This is a genomic window from Bradyrhizobium sp. CCGB01, from assembly GCF_024199795.1.
Classification (GTDB): Bacteria; Pseudomonadota; Alphaproteobacteria; order Rhizobiales; family Xanthobacteraceae; genus Bradyrhizobium.
On record NZ_JANADK010000001.1, the window covers coordinates 6,321,670 to 6,341,679 of the forward strand.

Here is a 20,010-nt window from a genome sequence, read left to right on the forward strand (position 1 = left end):
AGTGCCCTAAGTTCAGTTTCAAGCTGCCCTGATTTGCTTTAGCGCTAAGATGGTTCCCAAAGGGGAGCACCCGCCTCATGAAAGAAATGCTTGCGCATCTGGCGATGCTTCGCGAGCAGATCGCCGAATGCGAGCGGCTTCATGATTCCGCGACAAGTGAAATCAGGCGCGATCTGTTCGCGAGGCTGCTCGCGCGCTACCGGGCCATCGCGACCGAGCTGGAGCGGGCGATTGCAAAACTGCCACCGCCCAGCACCTTCCTGGGCCGCAAAACCCGAGAGCCCTTTCCCAAACAAGAGCCCTTTCCCAAAGAAGGACAGGAGTAAGGCCGCCCCAGTTGGCTGCCTCGGCAAAACGATTTGAAACCACAGGCTGTCGGTATTTGGGTGCCCAGTTCCCGTCCGCGGGTGTCCCTTAACGCGACATAAAACCTTGGCACAACTTGTGCAGACTAATCAGTACCGGGTTTTGCTAACCCACCCGGGGCTGGAAAGCCGCGATTATTTAAGCGGGCGGCGTTTTTGCTTTCTGCCCGGCACTCCGGGGCTGGCAAGAGTGCCAAGAAATCCCATGCAAGCATAGATTGAGGCCCTGCGCGTTATCCTATGTGAAAACGCAGTGTCCTAAATCGATTGTCGGGGCGCCCCAATCAGGACACCACCGGCCCCGGGTTGTCCGAATTTGGATTTGGACGACCACCAGCCTCAGTCGGCGGCCTCTATCCCCGGCGGGAATGGCCGCCCTGGCGACGGCCAGCCCTGAGCGCCCTCTTTCCCCTCTGCGGGTCCCAAGCAAAGGGCCGCTGCTTTGCGACAGCGGCGCCTCCCAGGTTTCAAAATCTTCGAAATGAAATCTTCCAGCCTCCACCGAGAGGGCGCCGGGTCTTCTTCCGCTTCCGAAGGAGACCTTGAATTTTAACGCTACAATATGTAACGCTAATTTTTGTAGCGCTACATAACGTACTGTTCGAACAACCTCAGGAGGCATCATGAAGTCAATTATCAGGATCGCTCTCGCGCTGTCCGTCTTCGCCGGATCGATGTCAGCGCACGCCCAGATCTCGAATGCCGCGACGTCATCGGGCACACTGAAAGCCGGCGCAAAGATTACGAAGAGGTCTCAATTGCACGACGGCTGCCACAGCAGGTACGCCCAGATGCGGGGCAAGCCCTGCCACTAGCAGTGAAGCGATTCAAAGAAAGGCCGCCTTAGCTGGCGGCCTTTTTGATTTTGCCCGATCCACCGCATTTCGTGCAGGGACGAAACTCGATCTTTTCACCAAGGCGAATGGGTTTCATGCCGGTGTCCTGACCCGTCCCGTCACATTCGGGGCAGCTGTGTTCGACTTCCTTCTGCTCGGTCATGTGCGCCTCTCACCGTTCAAGCTTACTTAAACGTGTATTTTGGGGCAATGCTTCTCATCCAGGCGAGCCGGCCAAAATGGTTTCGCAAGCATTCAATCGCCGCCACGGGTCAGCCTTCGACTGAAGATGACGCGCATCAAAGACGCATTGGCTGAGCGCCGTCATAATTCCGCAATCCTGCGGCACCGAACCTTTCTGCGGTGTCCGGCTTTCTCCCGGATGGGATCGCAACGACGGGGATCTGGATCATGACGGAAGACACGCACAACGAAGCCGTCAGGCGCAATCACCTCCTCGAGGCGGCGCAGGAGGAGATGGTGAAGTTCGAGCGGAAGGAGAACGAGTTTCGCAAGAAGGACCGCGAAGAGCGCGCCGCCGAACTCCGCCTTCCCCTCGGCGAGATCAAGGTCCACTAAGCCTGACCGGCTTTGGATCTGACCAGACGCTGCGCCGGCGATGGGCAGAAGCCGCCCGCACCGGCCGGTCGGGACTGCGCGTCGCAAAGGGTGGCCGCCAGGAGCGGCCTTCTGTTCATGTCGAGGACCCGGGGAAGCCAGTCGGGTCGCCTCGGAGACAGTTTCGGGCGATTGAGGCATCTAAACACCTCAAATAAGCCATTGATTGCGCAATGAAATTTCCCAGCACCCTACTGTGCATGGGGTTGTTTTCCATTTTTTAGATGAGCGCGTCGGCGTCCTGGGCGGCCACCCAGGATCGGAGCGCCTCTCGGCACGCTCGCCGGACCGCCCTACAGCACCGCGAGCAGCACGAGGCCGATCACCAGCACGACGAAGCCAGCCGCCGTCGCGGCGGCGAATGACCGCTCTACGTTATCCATGATGCCACCCCGCTGCCGGCGCGCCACGTTTCCCCCATGGCGTCACCAGACGACGAAATCTCGCCGAGGGGTGTGGCTCCAGTGGTGCGATCAGATGGCCGAATTGGGACCGGTGCGGGGCCAGTGTGCGGCCTTGGCGGATTCCGGTGCCGCCGTCAGGCACCCGTAAGCCTGGTCTCCTAGTCTGGCTGTGTCCGGTGGACCAACACCGGGCCTCCATACAGTCGAGGACCCCGCTCCACCCAGAGCGGGGTTTTCTGTTTGCAGGCACGGACGCGCGCGGCCCCTGGAAGCCGCCGGGCCCTGTCAGGCTGTCGTAAGCTCAACCGGCTAGGGTCGTCTCGCTATGGTGTTGCAGCCCAGCACCTCAGCCTCCAATAACCTTTCACCCGCTTGGCTCTCCCCAAGCGGGTTTTTTCATGCTTGCCCGCCGCTTCACGGAGCCCTCTCCTCCCGCGTCAGCCGCAGCGAGAAGGCGCGGATCGCGGGCGCGGCCAACAGCACGATCGGCAGCATCGCGGCCCATGCGATCAGCCACGACGCCATCCAGTGCGCGAGGAAGACCGTCGCGGTCCGTGCGGGAAAGCTGGCGATTCCCGCCGCGATCAGCGAGGTCAGGCCGGACTGGATGACACCGAAGACGAAATGAGAGTAGCGGCGGGGAATGCCGAGCATGACGCGCCCATGTTGTTTGCCGTCATGGGGCCAAGCAAGGCACATGCCGCAGCGCGCATGGCGCGGGCTTCGAGACACAGCGCCGGATCGCAGCGCCCGCGTAGAAAGAATCAGTGCCGCGAATCGGAGAGCGGCGCGCGCCGCATCGCTTCAGTGCAATCGGACCCGCACGATAGTCCTTCGAAACGCCAGAACGTGACGACGCTGGTCTCGCCGCACTCTTCGCAACAAAGCGTATCGTCACCGAGCATGAAGCGCGCGCGCTTGAACGTCGGTGAGGACGCGGGATGCCGGCAATGGGGGCAGGTCAGCGAGAAATTCCGTGCACCCCAGCGCAGCACAAGATGTCTGAGCCAGCTCACGCCTTCCTCTTCCGCGACATTACGCTCGAACCAACCATCGACGGCAGCAGAGCATAGATGCATGACACGCAAAAGTGGAAAAGAGTCAAACACTCCTGTTCGCTTCGAATGGCCGCGGCGTGCAGCCCGGGTTCCATCAGCCACAGGTGGAACCCGGACCGCGCTCGCCTGCGGCCGTCCGTGGTTCTCCCACCATGAACAGAGTTCCTCGGCGCGGACGGTGGCGCGGCGGACTGGGGATGAATCGCCATGCAGGCAAATTTCGCTTGTCGCGGGAATATCGTGACGCCCAGCATGTTCAGGGGACATGGGGGTGAATCGTGGAGGTGACCATGAATCACAGGGGCGTTGAGTTCACCATTGCCAAGACGGCGCTTCCCGGCATCTGGCAGTGGCAGTTCCGCATCGGTGACGAGACCAGGACCGGCAAGACCGAGACGAAGATCGATCTGCTGGCGATCCGGCGCGTGCAGCTGCGCATCGATCGGGAGCTGAAGGCGATGGAGCAAGACCGCATGAAGAAACCGCCTGAAGCGGGTTCCGCGGCCACGCGCCCCGCGAGGTCTCGTCCGTAGCGGCCCGGAATTGATCTGCCCCTGGTTTGGGACTGGACTGCGCGCGCCATGGCCCGGGAGGCGGGACCATGATGTGACCGGTGCGAGCCATGCCGCTCTACTTCTTTCAAATTCGGAACGGCCGCTATTCCGGCTGCGCGGACCAGGCGACGGAATTCACCGATCGCGATGCGGCCTGGAAGCAGATGACCAGCGTCTGCGCCGACATGGCCGCCGGCATCGCCCGCAAGCTCAACGAAAATTCCGAATGGCATCTCGAGCTGCTGGACGAGGCCAAGGAGCCTGTGTTCCGGATCCGCATCGTCGCGGAAACCTTCGAATAGGCTTGAGGTCTAGTCGGCGCTGGGCAGCCGCCGCATGGTGAACTCGATGTCGCCGCCCGGCAGCTCGCGCCAGGTCTCGACCGCGCTCATATAGCCGGCCTTCGGGTAGCGGGCGAAGAAGGCCTCCGCCCTCGCCCGCGCCGCCGCGCGCGGCAGCGTGAACGTCTCGCGCAGATAGCCGTCGCCGCTGCCCTCGCCCGGCTTGCCGCCCATCTTGCGCCGGCGTGCCATCCGCTCGGCGAGATCCCGCGGACGATCGGCCATGCCGTTCCTCCTCAACGCAATACGCTTCCGAAGATGTAGGAAGCAGGCCGGCCGAAGAGGAGTCCCGGCCGGGGGCGTCAGCCGCCTCCGATCCGGCGGAAGGGTCAATTGGCGGTCGTGCCGGACTTCTTCTTGGGCGCGCTGGTTGCGGCCGAGGCCTTCGGCGCGGCCGCCTGCTTCGGCGGATCGGAACGCATGCCGCCCCAGGGATCGTTGGAGCCCTTGGAGTCCGGAATCTTCTTCAGCGTTTCCTTGTAGGCCTTGTCACGCTCGGCTTCCGCGGCCTTCTCCTCGGGGGTCTTGCTCGGGCCGTCCTGCAGCAGATTGAGATTGGGCATTTGCGCGTAGGCCGGTCCCGCCAGCACGGCCAGCAGCACCGCCGCCATACGGAAAAGCTTCATCATCGACTCCTTGATTTCCATACAGGTGCGGATCAACCGCGCCTTGTCATCCCTGTCAACGGCCCCTCAGGGCCGAATGGCGCGCTAGAGCCGGTCCGATCGGCACGATTTCGGCGCATGCAGCCAGTCGTCCCAGATCGGGCCGCATCTGGTGCACCCGTTCAGCGCGAGACCGAGCGCTACCAGCCAAAACACGAGGACATACTGACGCAACATCGTCCACCCGCTCCCAAGCCCGGTATCATATCGGGCCAAGTCAGGCATTTTCAAGCCGACGGAGCCGGCGGAAGACCGGGTGACTTTGCCGCGCCGATGCGCGCAGAATGGCCGAAACATCCGGCAACATTGGAGGACACGACAGCAATGCCATCGCAGCCAGAAGCCGAGTTCGGCATCACTGACGCCAGACGCATACTCGGCGAGGTCTTCGCGCCCTGGATCCAGGATCTCAACCTCTCGGTCGAGCGCATCGAGCACCTGCCGCCGCCGGACGCGCCGGACTGGCAGCCGGCGGCGCTCTTGCGCATGCCGTTCTCGGAGCGGTTGTGCCGCAACGGCGGCGTGGTGTGCGGCCAGGCGCTGATGGCACTCGCCGACACCGCGATGGTGATCGCGAACCTCGCCGCCAACCGCGGCTATCGTCCGATGACGACGGTCGACCAGACCACGCACTTCATGCGCGCGGTCTCCTCGTCGGACGTGCTCGCCGACGCCCGCGTGGTGCGGCTCGGACGCACCATGAGCTTCGGCCGTGTCACGCTGCTCTCGGCCACCGACAACAAGCCGGTGGCGATGGTGTCGAGTGCGTTCGCAATGTTGCCGGGGTGATCTAAAAAACACGGGAGCCGCGTCAGCGCAATGCGCAACGCGGCTCCCGTTGACGATCGTATCGCAGCGAGCGACCGAGGCGCGATTGCGATCGCGCCTCAGTCGGCACACTTCAAGAATTACTTGCCGAGGATCTCGTCAGCCGCGGTGACGACGCTGACGGTCGGATTCTTTCCGCAATAGGCACCGAACTTCTTCGCATTCTCGATGAAAACGTCGGTGTCGATGATCGCGTTGTCTTCGTCGCCCTTGTACCAGCCGTCCATCCAGGTCAGCACGACCGCGATGTTGTCTTCGCCGCTCTCGAGGAACTGCTTGCAGCTCATGGTCGAGAGGTCCCACTTGACGGCGTGGGCGGACATCGATGACAGCGAGAGCGCTGCGGCGAACAGAAGCGAAAGCGTGGTCTTCATCGGAATCTCCATCGGCGCGAAACGCCATAAAAGAAAGGATTGTGGGACAAGTCGGCGGAGTGACTCACCGCTTCAACGTCGTAAACGAAGTCTGAAGCGCTGTGCAAGTAGCGCCAGTATTGAGTTTAGTTCAACGTAATTTCTATGCACTACTTTACAATCGTCGTTATGGATTAATGCGGATGATCGAGAAACGTACAGCCCAGCGTTACCGCGTTTTCAAGGGTGGAACGATCACCTTTGAAAACAGTGGAATCGCGTGCACGGTGCGAAACATGTCGGAAGGCGGCGCGGCGATCGACCTCGATTCCCCCGTCACATTGCCGCAATCATTCACACTCTCGATCGCGCGCGACAATTTCGTACGGAATTGCCGCACCGTTTGGCGCAATGACAGGCGCATCGGCCTCGCTTTCGAACGATAGCGCGCGCGATGTGAACTACTGTTCGCATCGCATACACAACGCATCATCATGCTTGCTCTATACGACGTCGACGATGCCAGCGCAGGCTCGTGATCATCAGCGCGATGATCGCGAACGCCATTGCTGACGACGGACACGCAAAATCGTCCGCCCGGGCGATCGATGGCGCGCGACCACAGCGACGGCCCTTCACCCGTGCCGGGCGAAACGCAACGACGCTGTCGATGATCGAGGTGCCCGCCTCTGAGTGGCCGCCGGTAAACGGAAACTCCGGCGTGCCTTGCGTCGAGGGCGGCGCGAACGCCCCCTTGCTACGGGCCTCCGCGAACTGCCTCTCGCAAGCAGAGCGGCGCAGGCCGCAGCGAAAACAACAGGAGCAGGATGACGGCGGCCGAATGGAACAGGCGGGCCGCCAACGCCCGCCTCACCTATTTCGGCTTCTTGGCAGGCTCGGCCGGACGGGCCCCGCTCCACGGGTCGTACTTCTCCTTCGGCTCGGGAATGCGCTCGAGCGCGGCCTTATAGGCCTTCTCGTCGACCTTGGGCTTGTTGTCCGACTTCTGGCCGGCCTCATTCGGCTGGCCCCTGCCGCGGCCCTGCGCCTGCACCGACGCAGCCGTCAGTGCGAGCACTGCGGCCGCTATGACCAATATCCTCATTGGCGCAATCCCCCTCATCCGGGGCACAAACTAGCCTGCAATCCCGCAATAGCCAATGCCGCGAGTTTCGGGCCCTCAGTTAAACCCGGCTTCAGCAAATCTTGATCGGCCGGGACTTTGCCCGGTCGCATTCCTGCCTATCTGTTGGCCCGCAGGGGACTTCCACGGATGTTGCGGATTATTGCTCATGCGGCGCTGATAGCCGGCGCCCTCGCGCTCGGTTCTTGCGGCTTTGCCGATAGCCGCGCGCCGGTGCCCGAATTCATGCGCCTGAAGGAGGCCGAGCAGCCGCCACCCGAAGCGCCCCCTGACGTCAAGCGCGTGGTACGCGAGCAGATCAACGTGGTCTTCCTCAACACGTCCTATCCGCGCGAGGTGAACGTCGCCCCACCCCATCGCGAGGTGCGGGGACCGGGCTGGACGGCCTGCGTCCGCGCGCAGCTCACCTCCGCGACCGGCTCCGCGCTCGGCACCCAGATCTACATCGTGACGATATCAGGTGGAAAGGTGGTCGATCGCCGCCGCGCGGAAGCGGACGACATCTGCGGATCGGAAAGCTACGAGCCGATCTAGGAACAATTACATCGAGACGCGCAAAGGTTCCGGGAAAAACCTGTAATTCGACCGGAACGATCGCTGCCTCCCCTTCTTGTTACCGCCAAGGGCAGTTTTGGAGGAGGACACGATGAGGACATTCACGATCGCACTGCTGGCTGGCGTCGGCGCCCTCGCTGCGGCGAGTGGCGCGAAAGCCGCGGACATCTACACGACCAGCGAATACACCAGCCCCGATCTCATTCAGGAAGTGCGGCTCGTTTGCGACGATGCCGGCAATTGCTATCGCACCCGTGGCGGCTCGCGCGTGATCGTGCGCGACTCCTATGCGACCATGCCGCGCGACCGCTACTACGAGCGCCGCACCTATCGCGACTGGGACGATGGTCCGCGCGGCGGCGTCGGCATTCGCGCGCCCGGCGTCAGCGTTGGCGTCGGTGTGGACCGCTGGTAGTCAATGAAATTGTAATAGGACAGGACCGGACGAGATAACTCGCCCGGTCCTGTCCATGTCATGTTTCGAGCGGATCGGCCGGCGTGGCGACACGCGCAGAAGACGGCAGGTTCGCGATGAAGCGCGCGAGCACCATGCCGGCACACATCGCGGCGACGAAGATGAAAGCGGATGCCGAGCCGGATCCAAGCGCGGTGAGCGCAGGGCCTGGACAAAAGCCTGCGAGCCCCCATCCGATGCCGAAGATGGCAGGACCGGCGATAATTCTCGGATCGATGTCCGTTCGCGTCGGAACATAGAAGCGGTCGGCGAAAAACGGTCGCGCCTGTTTCAATACGCGGCTGAAGCCGATGAAGGTTACCGCGACCGCACCTGCCATCACGAAAGCAAGGCTCGCATCCCACGTTCCGGCGGGAATGCCGCCGATGTCCAGGAAGTTCAGCACCTTTGCAGGATTGGACATGCCGGAGACGATGAGCCCGATACCGAAGACGAGGCCGATCGCGAATTGAATGATGATTGCCATTGGCGTCAGCTCCAGTGCCGCATCACAAAGACAGTGGCGATGCCCGCCGCCATGAAGGTGATGGTCGCGACCAGCGATCGCAGCGACAGCCGCGACAGGCCGCAGACGCCATGGCCGGATGTGCAGCCGCTGCCCCACACCGCACCGAAGCCCGTGAGCAACCCGGCGACGATCAGCACCGGCGTTCCTGCCGCGATGGTCTGCGCCGGCAAGCTTCCGCCGGCGATGCGCACCAGGATGGGCGCGGCGACGAGGCCGGCGACGAAAGCAAGCCGGCCGGCGAACTCGCGATCCTCGTAAGGCGGAAACAGCCGCGCCGCGATGCCGCTGACACCGGCGATCCGTCCCGTCGCCCACATCAGGAGCACGGCGGCCAGACCGATCAGCGCGCCACCAAGGAGCGACGCCATCGGCGTGAAAGGTGTGGCGATCATTGTGATCCTCCAGGTCGAGAGCTTCCGTCAGGCATCCTGCGGCTTGCCGCCCGAATGCTCAACGAGACGTTAATATTACCATTCGAATTGAAGCGGCGTCCCAACGGTATTTTCCAATCTTTGCGCTAAGCATGACCACGTAACACGGGCGTAGCCCGCGCGAACGGGGACGACGGGACGTGGTCGATATCGCGCATCAGGCAGCGATCAATCCGGCATCGGCAAGGGGTGCCGCGGCAGCGCGCGCGCTCGTCCCGCTCACGGCGATCGAAGCCGGCCAATGGCGCGCGCTCGCGCAGCAGGCGATCGAGCCGAATGGCTATTACCTGCCGGGCTGGGAACTCGCCGTGAGCGCCACCGCGCGGGGCCGCACCGATGCCTCGGCCCTTGCCGCATTCGACGGTTCGTCGTCGCGACTGATCGGACTGATGCCGGTGATCTCGCTCTGGCGCGCCTGGAAGATCCCCCTGCCCGCACTGGTGAGCGCGCATCCCTATGGCACGCTGTGCAGCCCCCTAATTGACCGCGCCACGCCGGTCGAGGCAGCCACGCGTCTGTTGCAGCAGGCGCGGCAGGCCGGCGCGCATGCGCTCGTGCTGAACGACGTCGCGCTCGACGGTGCGGCAATGAATTCGCTCGGCGAGGTTCTCAGTCGCGACGGCCTGAAGCCGCGTGTCCTCTCCTCCTACATCCGCGCCAGCCTCGACGCGACGCAGGATGGTGAAACGCTGTTGCACGAGGCGCTCGGCGCCAAAAAGCTCAAGGAGCTTCGCCGCCAGCGCCATCGCCTCGAAGAGCATGGGCCCATCGCCTTCGAAATCGCGCGCAGGCCTGACGAGATTGGGCCAGCCCTCGAAACATTCCTGCAACTCGAAGCCAGCGGCTGGAAAGGCAAGCGCGGCACCGCGCTGATCCAGCATGCGGGCGATGCGGCCTTCATTCGCCGCGCGGTCCCCGCGCTGGCAGAGACCGCGCAGTGCGAGGTCATCACACTGCGCGCCGGCACGACGCCGGTGGCAGCCGGCATCGTGCTACGCCACCAGGATCGCGCCTTCTTCTTCAAGCTCGGTATCGACGAACGCTTTGCAAGATATTCGCCGGGCGTGCAGCTCACGCTCGACCTCACCCGCCATCACTGCGCCGATCCCGCCATCGCCAGCGCGGATTCCACGGCGAGCGCCGACCATCCCATGATCAACCCGATCTGGCGTGGACGCTTCGCCATCGGCGACGTGCTGATCCCGCTGCGGCGGAACGATCCGGTCGTGGCGCTCATTCACGGCGCGCTCGCGGCGCACGGCATCACCTACGCGGCGGCACGCCGCGCAGTTCGCCTGCTTCGTAAATAGGACAGCTAGCTACTCCGCCGCCTGCGCGTTGATCTCTGCCGAGACCTGGCGGATGGCACGCGCAAGCATCTCCGGATCCTGCGCGCCGGAGACGGCGTATTTCTGCGCAAACACGTAGGTCGGCACGCCGGAGATACCCTTCTCGGCGGCTTCCTGCGCGTCGGCCGAAACGCGCGCGACGTCCTCGTCGGTGGCAAGGCGCTTGCGCACGTCGCCGGCATCGAGGCCGACATCGGCGGCCGCCTGCACCAGCACATTCACGTCGGTGAGGTCGCCGCCGTCGCGGAAGTACAACTCCATCAGGCGCTGCTTCATCTCGGGCGCCTTGCCGATCGTCTCGGCCCAGAGGATCAGACGATGACAGTCGGTCGTGTTGGGCTGACGCGCGACCAGCTCGGGCTTGTAGACGAGGCCCTCCTCGCTCGCAGCCGCGACGACGCGGCCGGCAATGCCCTTATAGGCCTCGACCGAGCCGAATTTGGTGGTGAGATAGTCCTCGCGGCTGATGCCCTCGCGCGGCACCCACGGATTGAGGAAGAAGGGACGGAAATTGAGCTTGACGGGAACGTCGGGCACGAGCGCCAGCGCGCTCTCGATCCGGTGCTTGCCGATATAGCACCAGGGACACACCACGTCGGAGACGACATCGATCTGGAGCGGTTTCAGCGTGCTCATATCAGGCGCCTCCTTCGGGCGGTGCGGGTCCGTGCCAAGATAAGCCGAACCAGAGGCGGCGCAAGGCGTCGGCCCTGCATGGCTCAGGACTTCACCTCTGCGGTTATTGTGACTGCTCCCACCCGCTCCGATACTCGCGGCGAGGATCAAGCCCGAGGGAGACCGCGATGACCGCCATTTTCAAGCCGGAAGGCCATCAGTTCCGGGCCACGGAGCATGCCGGCGGCCCGTGGTCGCCGGACATGTTACAGGGAAGTGCCACCACCGCCCTGATGACCCGTGACATCGAGCGCCTCGCCGTCGAATCCGGCTTTGCGGTGCGGCGTCTGACCTTCGACCTCTGGCGGCCGGCGGGACTGCGCGCGTTCAGGACCATCGCCGAATTGTTGCGCGACGGCCGCAAGGCCAAGACTGCGCAGGTGCGGTTGATGGACGGCGAAACCGAGATCGGCCGTTGCACGGCGCTCCTGACGGCACAGGGTGGAGAGTCCCCCGTCGATCCCTTCGCGAGGCCTGCGGCGATCGACAAGGCACCCGAGGCCGGCACCGCGCCGCCGGCCTTCGCACAGAAATGGAGCCGCTATTTCCAGAACGTCTCGGTACGGCTGATCGAGGGCGCGCTGGAGAAGCCCGGTCCGGCCGCCGCCTGGATGCGGCTCGATGCGCCGCTGGTCGAGGGCGAGCCGAACACGCCGCTGCTCCAGGCCGTGCAGGCCGCCGACTTCGCCAGCGGCGTCGCACAGATCGTCGACATGCGCAGCTGGACTTTCATCAATCCGGAGATCAGCCTCTATTTCTTCCGTCCGCCGGAGGGCGAATGGATATTGATCCGCGCCGCCACGCGCGTCGGGGCCAATGGCGCGGGCCTCACGACGGCGACGCTGAGCGATCGCAACGGTCCGTTTGCGGAAGTGATGCAGGCGATGAGCTTCGAGCGGCGCGACGCCGTGCAGGCTCAGGCGTCCTGAGCCGCAAGCGCGATCAGGGTCGCCTCGGATGCGGCATCGGCCGGCATGAACATCTCGACGCGAAGCTCCTGAAGCGTGACGTCCTGCGGCGTGCCGAGCGTCAGAACCGCACCGATCAGGCCGATGCCGACATCGCCCTTGCGCAGCCGCACCTCGCAGAGCGGCCCCGGCACGGCGCTGTCCTCGATCTCGGGCGCCGGAAGCTCCGGCAGCCGCATCAATTCGCGCCAAGTTGACTGCAGCGCCTCATCGAGCGGCGCCGCCATCGCCTCATGCCGCGCTCGCGCCAGGAGCGCAGCCGCAACGGCCGGCCAGTTCTCGACGAACGGCTTGAGCTCGTTCGGCGCGAGAAACATGCGCATGTGATTGAGCGGCCGCTGCATGCGTTCGGAGCCGAGCAGCATGGTCATCAGGCGCGAGGCGGCACCGTTGGCCTGCATCACATTCCAGCGCCGATCAGTGACGATCGCGGGGAACGGCTCGTGCCTCCGGAGCAGAAGGTCGATGGCGCGGCGCGCATCGGCAAGCTCCGGCGCGGCCAGGTCGCGCTCGCCATATTGCCGTGCGAATCCGCCGGCCTCGAGCAGCGCGTTGCGGTCACGCAGCGACAAATCGAGGGCGGATGCGAGTTGCAGCAGGATGTCGCGGCTTGCTGCCGCCTTGCCGGTCTCGACATAGCTCAGATGCTTGATCGAGATGCCGGCCTCGAACGCCAGCTCCGCCTGGCTCAACGCACGGCGCATGCGCCAGGCGCGCAGGAGATCGCCGACGGGATTGGCCGGCCGCAATGTCCGGGACGAGCGTGTGTCCATCGGCAGATTATGCGGGCCCCGCTTCTGCCTGTAAACGCCCGCTATGGCAATCCGGCCGCCATCTGTTTCAGCCGCTCCGCGGTGCGCTCGTCCGCCGGAAAGAACGTCTCCAGCGCCAGCTCCGACAACGTGATATCCACGGGCGTGCCGAACACCATGGTGGTGGAGAAGAAACTCAGTATCTCCCCGCCGAGCCGCAGCTTGAAGGGGATCGCGACATTGTCGCTCGACAGCGGCGCCGCGCGCGCCGGAATTGGATAGCTCTTGAGGTCGTTATAGAGCTTGATCAACTCGGGATCGGCCGTCACCTCGCATTGCCGGTGCAGCCGCTCCAGAAGATGCCCGCACCATTCCGCCAGATTGACCGTGCGCGGCGCCAGCGCTTCGGGGTGAAAGGCGAGCCGCAGCACGTTGAAGGGCTGGCCGAGCAGCCGCTGCGGGATGCCGTCGAGCAGCGGCGCCACCATGCGGTTGGCGGAGACCAGATTCCAGTGCCGGTCATAGGCCAGCGCAGGATTGGGCTCATGTGCTTTGAGGACGAGGTCGATCGCCTGGCGGGCTGATTTCAAGGCGGGATCCTCCAGCGGGCGCTGTGGAAAGGCCGGCGCGTAGCCGGCAGCGACCAGCAGCACGTTGCGTTCGCGCAGGGGTACGTCGAGACGTTCGGCGAGCCTGAGCACCATGTCGCGCGACGGCGCGGCGCGGCCGGTCTCGACGAAGCTTAAGTGCCGCGCCGAGATCTCGGCTTCGCCCGCCAGATCAAGCTGGCTCATGCGACGGCGCTGCCGCCATTCGCGCAAATGGTCGCCGATATGGACCGGCTGGCTTCGCTCAGTGTGGGCCGTGGATGCATGTGCGTTCATGGTCGAAAACCTAGCATGCAGATTTCAGACCTTCCATTACCCGCGAGGTAATCGAATTGGTCCCCGCCACGGCGCATCTTCGGTCGCAACAGGAGATGACCATGATCGCGCTGCTGCTCTACCAGACCATCGCCGACCGCCTTGTTCCCTGGGCCGCGACGCTCGCGACCCGGATGCTGGCGCGCAGCCTCAACATGCCCGAGCCGCTGGTGCATTCGACCGGCGACTATGTCGTCGCGCAGGTCACGGCCTTCGAGCACAGCGTCGGCAAGAGCCTCTGCCCGTTCCGCATCGCCCGCCTGCTCCGCGCCTGGTGGCGCGGACGGCACTGAATTCACCCCAAGCCCAACCCAGCCATGGAGACCACGATGATCGACGCATCCACCTTCCTCCGCCGCGCGCTTCTCGCCGACGCCATCTTCAGCGGCATCGCCGCGACAGGCTTCACCTTCGGCGCAAGCGCGTTCGCGTCGCTGTTCAACCTGCCGGAAGCGCTGCTGCGTGAGACCGGCCTGTTCCTGATCGCCTACACCGCGCTGGTCGGCTGGCTTGCCTCGCGCGCCTCCGTAGCGAGGCCGCTGGTGCTGCTGGTCGTGGTCGGCAACGCGGCCTGGACGGTCGGCAGCATTGCGCTGCTGTTCTCCGGCGCGGTGTCGCCGAACCTTGCCGGCGAGCTCATGGTCGTCGCGCAGGCGATCGCGACCGGCGTGTTCGCGGAGCTGCAATATGTGGGATTGCGGAAGAGCGGGTGTGTGGTGACGGCCTGAGGCATCAGGTCGACCGCATCACCGCTGCCAGTCGTCGCCCGGCTTGACCGGGCGACCGCGTATTCCGGAGACGGTCGTCATATGCGGATAAGCCGCGACGCACTGGAGGCCCCGGTCGAGCCGGGGCACGACAGTTGAGCCAAAGGCTCCAGTTTCGGGCTACGCCCGCGCGCGGCCGTTCTTCTTGCCAACGGCATGACCGTTGAGCTTCTTCTTTTTGGCGGCCTTGTTCGGGCTCTTGGCGCCCGCCTTCTCCGCCTTGCCCTCCGTGCGCGCCTTCACCTTGGTGCGTTCGGCGCGGGCCTCGGCGCGCAGCTTCTTGCGCTTGGTCTCGCAGGAGGCGCATTTGCAGCCGATCGGCTTCAGATAGGCTTTGAAGTAGTCGGTGCCGTAATCGTAGTTGATCTCGTCGCCCGGCTCGATGTTCTTGATGGCGCGGATGAAGACCTTGCGCTCGCGCGGCCGGACGTCGGACTCGGCGTTCGGGCGGCAGGAATGGTTGATGTAGCGCGCGAGGTTCTTGCGGACCGAGCCGTCGATGGTCCAGCGGCCGTTGAGCTCGAACAGGTACTTGTTCTCGATGTCATCCTGCTCGGGAATCCGCGAGTCCAGGATCGGCCCGTAATAACGGATGATCCGGGTCCCCTTCTTGATCGGCTTGGTGGCGAAGAGGCCAAGTCCGGTCTTGGAACGGCCGACACGGTAAGATTTGCTGGAAGCGATGGCTGGCATGATCGAATGAGATGTCGCGAACGGAGCGCGGTAAGCGCCGACGGAAGGCGCCCTTCTAGAACGATTCCGCGCCGCTGTCAGGTATATCCCGCCTCTGTTTGAACCTTGCCCACAATGAAGACGTCTGACGGAGAGAGTTCCCGCACCAAAGGCCTCATGATGAACCGGATGACCAGTATCGGCCTGGCTGTCTTGATGGCTTGCATCGGCCTGAACAGCGCCGCCGCCCAATCCATGGGCAGCACCTACTCCTCCACAGCGCCAAGGGATTGCCGCCAGATCGGCAAGCCCAGCGAGCTCGACGGCAGCACCACGCGGGTCTGCCCGGGCAAGGACGGTCTCGTGGTGCTGATCGCCGAGGACGATCTGCGCGAGGTCGTCTCGGTCGGCCGCAATCGCAAGGTTGCAGCGGAGGAACCGGCGGCAAAAGTCTGGTTCGCCCCGTTCAACTCGTCCGAAACCACCGTCGAGTGGCGGACGGCGGGTACGAAACCGTTCGCGATCATCCAGCGCTGGCACATCGCCGATGGCAGCGATCCCGACAAGCAGGGACGGCCGAACACCAAGGCCATGCTGGTCGTCACCCGGCTGCCGCCGGGCCCGGTCTGCCACGTCGCCTATGTCGATGCCATCGCCAACCCCGCCGCCAATGAGCTGGCCCGCAAGGCCGCGGACGAGTTCGCCCGCGGCTTCACTTGCGGCAAGGACGAGGTGAAGGTCATCGGCACGCGCGGCCGCGCCGTCGAGCTGGCGACGATGCGTTAGGCTTGGGCTCAACTAGCCTCTCTTTTGGGTGGCTTGCTTGAGCTCGCCCAAGAGGCTCTCGATGTCCTCAAGCGTACCCGTCCGACTTGTGTCGCTGCCAAAGCTAGCTTTGAACCGGCCCAATTCACTGACCGCAGCTTCCAGACTCGGAACATAAGCTTTCGCATTTTTCCCCTGTATGCCGAGAAGAATGGCGACCAGGGCTTGGTACTGCAGAAACGGCTTTTCCGAACCAACGCGTTGCACCAGCCAGTCAAGCATCTCGAAATCAAAAAAGACCTGGAGCGTTGTAATGACCATGAGTCGCCTTCCCGGAGATGCGGACCCGGCGAACTCGTGACGAAATGGAAAAAAGGCCTGCCCAATCGTGCGCATCTTTGAAACGACGACCTCCATGGCACGTGTCCGGTCACCTCCGGACGGCATCGACGCACGCACGCGCTCATACTCTGCGGATAGAGATTCAGCTTGCGATATGACTACGGCGCTGGTTGCGTTTGCCGCCAATTCCTTGACCGTCTTGGCGCGCTCGAGGTCAGCCTTGGACGGTCCGGAACGCAGCTCCGTCTCCGATTTGGCCTGGGCTTCTTTCGCTGATTGCTCGATCTGCTTGTCTATTTTTCGCGAAACTTCAGCTCCAAATACTTTGACAGTCTCCACGTCACCAAGAAATTTGGTCACCTGCTGACGGAAAAGAAACACGCAGAGGACGACCGCAGCCGGCCAAGCGATCGCATTCAGAAACTCGGTGAAGCCTTTCAGGAGCTCCAGCCATGTAGGACCATCGACACGAGGCGTTGCGACGCCTCCGGCGGCCTTAATCAGTTCAGTGAGCTTGCTTAAGACTTCAGGAGAAATGTCTGACATGGGAAAAGGCCAACCAAAATCACAGTCGAAATACACTGTGGATGGCCATACTCCTCCAAACACATCACAACTTCAAGATGCAACGCATGCATCGATCGCCGCAGGCAGCCCGCCAAATGAGCCCGTGTGCGCTAGGCCTTCACCTTGGCGCGGCGATAGCGCGCCAGCAGTCGCTCACCTTTCGCGGCAATACGCCGTGCCGCCGCGGCCGTCTTCGGCACGGGCTCGCCCCAGGCATGCGCCGACAGCGCGTGCCGGGTCGGCCGCCCCTTGGCGTCGACCAGCGGCGGCAATTTCGCGCGGCCGTAGAAGCGGACGGCCCAGCTTCCCTTTCGCCGCATCTCCTGCGGCGTCATCTCGGACTCTTTCTTGGTGACGCCGGGCCGCAAATGAGCGCCCTGCTTGCGCGCAAAAGCCTTGCGGCCCGCTGCGGTCAGGCCGCCGCGCGGATCCTTTTCCTTCACCGATGCGCTGCGCTTGCGCGAGGTCTTTGCAGTCTTCTTCGCCGTCTTGCGCTTGCGGGTCGTCTTCGCTGATTTCTTCGTCGCGGATTTTTTCGCCTTCGACGTTTTCTTCGCTGCCATGCGCATGTTGTCCACGAGGTTGGGATAGCGGCGGCCGGCGCGGCGCGCGCGTGCTTTCGCCGCCGATTTCTGTGCCGGACTGAGATGTTTGGACGCCTTGCCCGCGCGCTTGCGCGGGTTCTGACGTTTCCAGGGCGCGCGGGGTGATCTTGCCATGCGGCGTCAACGCCTGACGATGGCAAGGGTTGCGTGCGGCCGGATCGATCAGGGGCCCGGAAGCTTCCCCGTGATGGGCGCCGTCAGCATCGTCTCGAGCAGCCGTTCGGCCGTCGTGCCCTCGGGCAGCCGTCCCAAAATATCCTCGAGCCGGCCATCGAGCAGCAGCATGGTGAAACCGTGCACCATCGACCAGGCGCGCGCGATCGCGGCGCCCTGGTTCAGCGTCAGCGCATCTTCGCTGATCTGCTCCTGCCGCATCATGCCGATGGCATTGGCTAGGCCCGCGAAGGAGGCCTCGGCCGCCTCGTGCAGCGAGGGCCGCGAATAGTCGAGCCGTTCGGTGCGGAACATGATGCCGTACATGCCGGGATGGGCCTGCGCATAGGCGACATAGGCCTTCGGCCGCGCCAGCGCGCGCGCGAGCGGCGTGGTGGCGGCATCGCAGGACGACGCCATCGCCGCGTTGAACTGGCGGAAGCCGACGGCCGCGAGCTCGCTGAGTAGGCCGGTGAGATCGCCGAAATGATGGGTCGGCGCGGCATGCGAGACGCCCGCCTCGCGCGCCACCGCGCGCAGCGTCAGGCCGGACAACCCGTCGCGCTCCAGCACCCGCTCGGCGGCCTGAAGCAGCGCCTCCCGCAGCGCGCCGTGATGATAGGGCGTCTCTGCCTTCGCGGCCGCCGGGCGTCGCGCGGGACGCGACGGCGCGCTCGCTGCCGACGCTGTCTTTCTCGGAGTGCGCGGGCTACGCGCCGGTTCGCTCTTGGTGTCGCTCTTGGCCATGGGACAAGCTATATGACGCAATATTGACAGTGTAAAGATTTCACTTGACGCGCACGACGATCGGCTCTATTTGATCTTTACGATGTAAAGATAGGGAAGGATACGCCGTGCAGCACGACGCCGTTGCCGAACGCCGCCATAATCTCGGTCCGATTCCGTTCGAGGCCGATGCGCCATTCCTCAAGATCGTCGGCGAATTGCCGCGCGATCTGAATGGCGTGCTCTACCGCAACGGTCCCAATCCTCAGTTCGAGGCGCCCGGCGCGCACTGGTTCGTCGGCGACGGCATGCTGCATGCCTTCCACCTGGAAAACGGCCGCGCCAGCTATCGCAACCGCTGGGTCCGCACGCCGAAATGGCAGGCCGAGCACGATGCAGGCCGCGCCCTGTTCGGCGGCTTCGGCCGCAAGCTGCCGGATGCGCCACAAGACCTCACCGACGGCGGTGTCGCCAACACCAACATCATCTTCCACGCCGGCAAGCTGCTGGCGCTGGAAGAAGCGCATCTGCCGACCGAGATCGAGCCGGGCACGCTGGCAACGCGCGGCTATCACAATTACCAGGGCCGCGTCGCCGGCAGTTTTACCGCGCATCCCAAGATCGATCCGATCACGGGTGAACTGGTGTTCTTCGGCTACAACGCCGCGGGTCCGCTGACGCCTGCCCTCTCCTACGGATCGATCGACGCGTCCGGCAAGGCGACGCGCTTCGAACGTTTCGAGGCGCCCTATGCCAGCATGGTGCACGACTTCATCGTCACCAAGAACCATGTGCTGTTTCCGATCCTGCCGATCACGGGCAGCATGGAGCGCGCGATGAGCGGACGTCCGCCCTATGCCTGGGAGCCGGACAAGGGCGCCTATGTCGGCGTGATGAAGCGGAGCGGCACGGCGAAGGACATCGTCTGGTTTCGTGCCGAGGCCTGCTACGTCTTCCATGTCATGAACGCCTGGGAGGACGGCGAGCGCATCATCGCCGACGTCATGCAGTTCGAGGAAGCGCCGCTGTTTCCGCATCCGGACGGCCGGCCAACCGATCCGGAAAAATCGCGCGCCCGGCACTGCCGCTGGACGTTCGATCTCTCGGGGAATAGCGACCGCTTCCAGCAGACTTATCTGGACGACCTCACCGGCGAATTCCCCCGCATCGACGACCGCCGCGCCGGATTGAAAAGCCATCACGGCTGGTACGCCTGCGCCAATCCGCGGCTGCCGATGTTCGGCGCGCTGTCGGGCATCGTCCATGTCGACGGCAACGGCAGACGGCTCGGCCATTATCTGCTGCCGGCCGGCGATACCATCTCCGAGCCAGTGTTCGTCGAGCGCTCGAAGGATGCAGCGGAAGGCGACGGCTGGCTGCTGGCGGTGGTCTGGCGCGCGCGGGAAAACCGCAGCGACCTCGCCGTGTTCAACGCGACCGACGTCGAAGCCGGCCCCGTCGCGCTGGTGCAGCTCGGCCACCGCGTGCCCGACGGCTTCCACGGCAACTGGGTGGGAGCGGCGTAGCGCCGTCAGGCGGCATTACGCGAGGCGAAATGGATTCCGGGCCCGCGCCAGGTGGCGCGCCCCGGAACGACAGCGCCGAAAGAGG

Annotated in this window: 30 protein-coding genes; 14 read left to right on the forward strand and 16 right to left on the reverse strand. The window is 64.2% G+C overall.

The features are described 5' to 3' along the window. The first annotated feature begins 77 nt into the window (after positions 1 to 77). Entirely contained in the window at positions 78 to 326 is a 249-nt protein-coding gene (locus NLM25_RS29540; protein ID WP_254139331.1) for a hypothetical protein, read from the forward strand. 882 nt (positions 327 to 1,208) lie between these two features. Here NLM25_RS29540 and NLM25_RS29545 read toward each other — a convergent pair. Next, positions 1,209 to 1,364, reverse strand: coding sequence for a hypothetical protein (locus tag NLM25_RS29545; protein ID WP_254121161.1), 156 nt, complete (start codon positions 1,362 to 1,364; stop codon positions 1,209 to 1,211). Between the two features lie 248 nt (positions 1,365 to 1,612). On the opposite strand from NLM25_RS29545, the gene NLM25_RS29550 reads away from it, so the two are divergent. Further along, positions 1,613 to 1,780, forward strand: a complete 168-nt coding sequence (locus tag NLM25_RS29550; RefSeq protein ID WP_254121163.1) for a hypothetical protein — start codon at positions 1,613 to 1,615, stop codon at positions 1,778 to 1,780. Positions 1,781 to 2,637: 857 nt separating this feature from the next. Here NLM25_RS29550 and NLM25_RS29555 read toward each other — a convergent pair. After that, on the reverse strand, positions 2,638 to 2,877 hold the full coding sequence (locus NLM25_RS29555; protein ID WP_254121165.1) for a DUF2798 domain-containing protein: 240 nt from the start codon (positions 2,875 to 2,877) through the stop codon (positions 2,638 to 2,640). Between the two features lie 110 nt (positions 2,878 to 2,987). After that, the gene (locus NLM25_RS29560; RefSeq protein WP_254139332.1) at positions 2,988 to 3,548 is read right to left on the reverse strand and encodes a hypothetical protein; all 561 of its coding nucleotides are present in this window, start codon (positions 3,546 to 3,548) and stop codon (positions 2,988 to 2,990) included. A 23-nt stretch (positions 3,549 to 3,571) separates the two neighbouring features. Here NLM25_RS29560 and NLM25_RS29565 point away from each other — a divergent pair, with 23 nt between their 5' ends. After that, entirely contained in the window at positions 3,572 to 3,814 is a 243-nt protein-coding gene (locus tag NLM25_RS29565; protein ID WP_254121169.1) for a hypothetical protein, read from the forward strand. A gap of 89 nt (positions 3,815 to 3,903) precedes the next feature. Beyond that, positions 3,904 to 4,137, forward strand: coding sequence for a DUF6894 family protein (locus tag NLM25_RS29570; protein ID WP_254139333.1), 234 nt, complete (start codon positions 3,904 to 3,906; stop codon positions 4,135 to 4,137). A gap of 9 nt (positions 4,138 to 4,146) precedes the next feature. Here the strand turns inward: NLM25_RS29570 and NLM25_RS29575 are convergent, their stop codons facing one another. Next, a complete protein-coding gene (locus NLM25_RS29575; protein WP_254121173.1) occupies positions 4,147 to 4,401 on the reverse strand; it encodes a hypothetical protein in 255 nt (84 codons plus the stop codon). A gap of 104 nt (positions 4,402 to 4,505) precedes the next feature. Then, positions 4,506 to 4,802: a hypothetical protein gene (locus tag NLM25_RS29580; protein ID WP_254121175.1), complete on the reverse strand. Its 297-nt coding sequence runs from the start codon at positions 4,800 to 4,802 to the stop codon at positions 4,506 to 4,508. 363 nt (positions 4,803 to 5,165) lie between these two features. Between NLM25_RS29580 and NLM25_RS29585 the strand changes: the two genes are divergently transcribed. Continuing rightward, positions 5,166 to 5,630, forward strand: a complete 465-nt coding sequence (locus NLM25_RS29585) for a PaaI family thioesterase (RefSeq protein ID WP_254139334.1) — start codon at positions 5,166 to 5,168, stop codon at positions 5,628 to 5,630. A 119-nt stretch (positions 5,631 to 5,749) separates the two neighbouring features. Here NLM25_RS29585 and NLM25_RS29590 read toward each other — a convergent pair whose 3' ends face one another. Beyond that, positions 5,750 to 6,043 carry an HdeA family protein gene (locus NLM25_RS29590; RefSeq protein ID WP_254139335.1) on the reverse strand — a complete coding sequence of 98 codons (294 nt, stop codon included), beginning with the start codon at positions 6,041 to 6,043 and terminating at the stop codon, positions 5,750 to 5,752. Between the two features lie 182 nt (positions 6,044 to 6,225). Here NLM25_RS29590 and NLM25_RS29595 point away from each other — a divergent pair, with 182 nt between their 5' ends. Beyond that, a complete protein-coding gene (locus tag NLM25_RS29595) occupies positions 6,226 to 6,468 on the forward strand; it encodes a PilZ domain-containing protein (RefSeq protein ID WP_254139336.1) in 243 nt (80 codons plus the stop codon). 428 nt (positions 6,469 to 6,896) lie between these two features. Here the strand turns inward: NLM25_RS29595 and NLM25_RS29600 are convergent, their stop codons facing one another. After that, complete coding sequence (locus NLM25_RS29600) at positions 6,897 to 7,127, reverse strand: hypothetical protein (protein WP_254121183.1); 231 nt, start codon at positions 7,125 to 7,127, stop codon at positions 6,897 to 6,899. 168 nt (positions 7,128 to 7,295) lie between these two features. Here NLM25_RS29600 and NLM25_RS29605 point away from each other — a divergent pair, with 168 nt between their 5' ends. Then, the gene (locus NLM25_RS29605; protein ID WP_254121185.1) at positions 7,296 to 7,700 is read left to right on the forward strand and encodes a hypothetical protein; all 405 of its coding nucleotides are present in this window, start codon (positions 7,296 to 7,298) and stop codon (positions 7,698 to 7,700) included. Positions 7,701 to 7,812: 112 nt separating this feature from the next. Next, positions 7,813 to 8,136 carry a hypothetical protein gene (locus NLM25_RS29610; protein ID WP_254121187.1) on the forward strand — a complete coding sequence of 108 codons (324 nt, stop codon included), beginning with the start codon at positions 7,813 to 7,815 and terminating at the stop codon, positions 8,134 to 8,136. Between the two features lie 58 nt (positions 8,137 to 8,194). On the opposite strand, the gene NLM25_RS29615 is transcribed toward NLM25_RS29610, so the two are convergent. Continuing rightward, positions 8,195 to 8,662, reverse strand: coding sequence for a DUF6691 family protein (locus tag NLM25_RS29615; RefSeq protein WP_254139337.1), 468 nt, complete (start codon positions 8,660 to 8,662; stop codon positions 8,195 to 8,197). A 5-nt stretch (positions 8,663 to 8,667) separates the two neighbouring features. Beyond that, complete coding sequence (locus NLM25_RS29620; RefSeq protein WP_254139338.1) at positions 8,668 to 9,096, reverse strand: YeeE/YedE family protein; 429 nt, start codon at positions 9,094 to 9,096, stop codon at positions 8,668 to 8,670. A gap of 179 nt (positions 9,097 to 9,275) precedes the next feature. Here NLM25_RS29620 and NLM25_RS29625 point away from each other — a divergent pair, with 179 nt between their 5' ends. Beyond that, positions 9,276 to 10,445 (forward strand): GNAT family N-acetyltransferase, encoded by a 1,170-nt coding sequence (locus NLM25_RS29625; protein ID WP_254139339.1) that lies wholly within the window; start codon positions 9,276 to 9,278, stop codon positions 10,443 to 10,445. A gap of 9 nt (positions 10,446 to 10,454) precedes the next feature. Here NLM25_RS29625 and NLM25_RS29630 read toward each other — a convergent pair whose 3' ends face one another. Next, positions 10,455 to 11,120, reverse strand: a complete 666-nt coding sequence (locus NLM25_RS29630) for a DsbA family oxidoreductase (protein ID WP_254139340.1) — start codon at positions 11,118 to 11,120, stop codon at positions 10,455 to 10,457. A gap of 167 nt (positions 11,121 to 11,287) precedes the next feature. Here NLM25_RS29630 and NLM25_RS29635 point away from each other — a divergent pair, with 167 nt between their 5' ends. Next, a complete protein-coding gene (locus NLM25_RS29635) occupies positions 11,288 to 12,088 on the forward strand; it encodes a thioesterase family protein (RefSeq protein ID WP_254139341.1) in 801 nt (266 codons plus the stop codon). On the opposite strand, the gene NLM25_RS29640 is transcribed toward NLM25_RS29635, so the two are convergent. Together NLM25_RS29640 and NLM25_RS29645 are read right to left on the reverse strand one after the other, a co-directional pair. Continuing rightward, a complete protein-coding gene (locus tag NLM25_RS29640) occupies positions 12,076 to 12,900 on the reverse strand; it encodes a helix-turn-helix domain-containing protein (RefSeq protein WP_254139342.1) in 825 nt (274 codons plus the stop codon). The genes NLM25_RS29635 and NLM25_RS29640 overlap by 13 nt on opposite strands. Positions 12,901 to 12,941: 41 nt before the next feature. Beyond that, a complete protein-coding gene (locus NLM25_RS29645) occupies positions 12,942 to 13,763 on the reverse strand; it encodes a helix-turn-helix domain-containing protein (RefSeq protein ID WP_254139343.1) in 822 nt (273 codons plus the stop codon). Between the two features lie 101 nt (positions 13,764 to 13,864). Here NLM25_RS29645 and NLM25_RS29650 point away from each other — a divergent pair, with 101 nt between their 5' ends. Together NLM25_RS29650 and NLM25_RS29655 are read left to right on the forward strand one after the other, a co-directional pair. Further along, positions 13,865 to 14,095: a hypothetical protein gene (locus NLM25_RS29650; RefSeq protein WP_254121198.1), complete on the forward strand. Its 231-nt coding sequence runs from the start codon at positions 13,865 to 13,867 to the stop codon at positions 14,093 to 14,095. A 36-nt stretch (positions 14,096 to 14,131) separates the two neighbouring features. Beyond that, the gene (locus tag NLM25_RS29655) at positions 14,132 to 14,530 is read left to right on the forward strand and encodes a hypothetical protein (protein ID WP_254139344.1); all 399 of its coding nucleotides are present in this window, start codon (positions 14,132 to 14,134) and stop codon (positions 14,528 to 14,530) included. A 159-nt stretch (positions 14,531 to 14,689) separates the two neighbouring features. Here NLM25_RS29655 and NLM25_RS29660 read toward each other — a convergent pair whose 3' ends face one another. Beyond that, positions 14,690 to 15,262, reverse strand: a complete 573-nt coding sequence (locus NLM25_RS29660; RefSeq protein WP_254121202.1) for an SET domain-containing protein — start codon at positions 15,260 to 15,262, stop codon at positions 14,690 to 14,692. Between the two features lie 159 nt (positions 15,263 to 15,421). Here NLM25_RS29660 and NLM25_RS29665 point away from each other — a divergent pair, with 159 nt between their 5' ends. After that, a complete protein-coding gene (locus tag NLM25_RS29665; RefSeq protein WP_254141288.1) occupies positions 15,422 to 16,027 on the forward strand; it encodes a hypothetical protein in 606 nt (201 codons plus the stop codon). 12 nt (positions 16,028 to 16,039) lie between these two features. Here the strand turns inward: NLM25_RS29665 and NLM25_RS29670 are convergent, their stop codons facing one another. The 3 genes from NLM25_RS29670 to NLM25_RS29680 form a co-directional block, all read right to left on the reverse strand. Further along, positions 16,040 to 16,894, reverse strand: coding sequence for a hypothetical protein (locus NLM25_RS29670; protein WP_254139345.1), 855 nt, complete (start codon positions 16,892 to 16,894; stop codon positions 16,040 to 16,042). Positions 16,895 to 17,025: 131 nt separating this feature from the next. Next, positions 17,026 to 17,634, reverse strand: coding sequence for a DUF6321 domain-containing protein (locus tag NLM25_RS29675; protein ID WP_254139346.1), 609 nt, complete (start codon positions 17,632 to 17,634; stop codon positions 17,026 to 17,028). Positions 17,635 to 17,682: 48 nt separating this feature from the next. Then, positions 17,683 to 18,420: a TetR/AcrR family transcriptional regulator gene (locus tag NLM25_RS29680; RefSeq protein WP_254139347.1), complete on the reverse strand. Its 738-nt coding sequence runs from the start codon at positions 18,418 to 18,420 to the stop codon at positions 17,683 to 17,685. A 107-nt stretch (positions 18,421 to 18,527) separates the two neighbouring features. Between NLM25_RS29680 and NLM25_RS29685 the strand changes: the two genes are divergently transcribed. Beyond that, positions 18,528 to 19,925 (forward strand): carotenoid oxygenase family protein, encoded by a 1,398-nt coding sequence (locus tag NLM25_RS29685; RefSeq protein WP_254139348.1) that lies wholly within the window; start codon positions 18,528 to 18,530, stop codon positions 19,923 to 19,925. Positions 19,926 to 20,010 lie beyond the last annotated feature (85 nt).

Coding starts and splice junctions, on each gene's coding strand:
- NLM25_RS29595 (WP_254139336.1), top strand. CDS start 6,226: ATGATCGAGAAACGTACAGCCCAGCGTTACCGCGTTTTCAAGGGTGGA.
- NLM25_RS29660 (WP_254121202.1), bottom strand. CDS start 15,262: ATGCCAGCCATCGCTTCCAGCAAATCTTACCGTGTCGGCCGTTCCAAG.
- NLM25_RS29610 (WP_254121187.1), top strand. CDS start 7,813: ATGAGGACATTCACGATCGCACTGCTGGCTGGCGTCGGCGCCCTCGCT.
- NLM25_RS29550 (WP_254121163.1), top strand. CDS start 1,613: ATGACGGAAGACACGCACAACGAAGCCGTCAGGCGCAATCACCTCCTC.
- NLM25_RS29560 (WP_254139332.1), bottom strand. CDS start 3,548: ATGTCCCCTGAACATGCTGGGCGTCACGATATTCCCGCGACAAGCGAA.
- NLM25_RS29600 (WP_254121183.1), bottom strand. CDS start 7,127: ATGAGGATATTGGTCATAGCGGCCGCAGTGCTCGCACTGACGGCTGCG.
- NLM25_RS29640 (WP_254139342.1), bottom strand. CDS start 12,900: ATGGACACACGCTCGTCCCGGACATTGCGGCCGGCCAATCCCGTCGGC.
- NLM25_RS29565 (WP_254121169.1), top strand. CDS start 3,572: ATGAATCACAGGGGCGTTGAGTTCACCATTGCCAAGACGGCGCTTCCC.
- NLM25_RS29590 (WP_254139335.1), bottom strand. CDS start 6,043: ATGAAGACCACGCTTTCGCTTCTGTTCGCCGCAGCGCTCTCGCTGTCA.
- NLM25_RS29605 (WP_254121185.1), top strand. CDS start 7,296: ATGTTGCGGATTATTGCTCATGCGGCGCTGATAGCCGGCGCCCTCGCG.
- NLM25_RS29675 (WP_254139346.1), bottom strand. CDS start 17,634: ATGGCAAGATCACCCCGCGCGCCCTGGAAACGTCAGAACCCGCGCAAG.
- NLM25_RS29575 (WP_254121173.1), bottom strand. CDS start 4,401: ATGGCCGATCGTCCGCGGGATCTCGCCGAGCGGATGGCACGCCGGCGC.
- NLM25_RS29645 (WP_254139343.1), bottom strand. CDS start 13,763: ATGAACGCACATGCATCCACGGCCCACACTGAGCGAAGCCAGCCGGTC.
- NLM25_RS29570 (WP_254139333.1), top strand. CDS start 3,904: ATGCCGCTCTACTTCTTTCAAATTCGGAACGGCCGCTATTCCGGCTGC.
- NLM25_RS29680 (WP_254139347.1), bottom strand. CDS start 18,420: ATGGCCAAGAGCGACACCAAGAGCGAACCGGCGCGTAGCCCGCGCACT.
- NLM25_RS29540 (WP_254139331.1), top strand. CDS start 78: ATGAAAGAAATGCTTGCGCATCTGGCGATGCTTCGCGAGCAGATCGCC.
- NLM25_RS29665 (WP_254141288.1), top strand. CDS start 15,422: ATGAACCGGATGACCAGTATCGGCCTGGCTGTCTTGATGGCTTGCATC.
- NLM25_RS29670 (WP_254139345.1), bottom strand. CDS start 16,894: ATGTCAGACATTTCTCCTGAAGTCTTAAGCAAGCTCACTGAACTGATT.
- NLM25_RS29585 (WP_254139334.1), top strand. CDS start 5,166: ATGCCATCGCAGCCAGAAGCCGAGTTCGGCATCACTGACGCCAGACGC.
- NLM25_RS29545 (WP_254121161.1), bottom strand. CDS start 1,364: ATGACCGAGCAGAAGGAAGTCGAACACAGCTGCCCCGAATGTGACGGG.
- NLM25_RS29650 (WP_254121198.1), top strand. CDS start 13,865: ATGATCGCGCTGCTGCTCTACCAGACCATCGCCGACCGCCTTGTTCCC.
- NLM25_RS29635 (WP_254139341.1), top strand. CDS start 11,288: ATGACCGCCATTTTCAAGCCGGAAGGCCATCAGTTCCGGGCCACGGAG.
- NLM25_RS29655 (WP_254139344.1), top strand. CDS start 14,132: ATGATCGACGCATCCACCTTCCTCCGCCGCGCGCTTCTCGCCGACGCC.
- NLM25_RS29615 (WP_254139337.1), bottom strand. CDS start 8,662: ATGGCAATCATCATTCAATTCGCGATCGGCCTCGTCTTCGGTATCGGG.
- NLM25_RS29630 (WP_254139340.1), bottom strand. CDS start 11,120: ATGAGCACGCTGAAACCGCTCCAGATCGATGTCGTCTCCGACGTGGTG.
- NLM25_RS29580 (WP_254121175.1), bottom strand. CDS start 4,802: ATGAAGCTTTTCCGTATGGCGGCGGTGCTGCTGGCCGTGCTGGCGGGA.
- NLM25_RS29620 (WP_254139338.1), bottom strand. CDS start 9,096: ATGATCGCCACACCTTTCACGCCGATGGCGTCGCTCCTTGGTGGCGCG.
- NLM25_RS29555 (WP_254121165.1), bottom strand. CDS start 2,877: ATGCTCGGCATTCCCCGCCGCTACTCTCATTTCGTCTTCGGTGTCATC.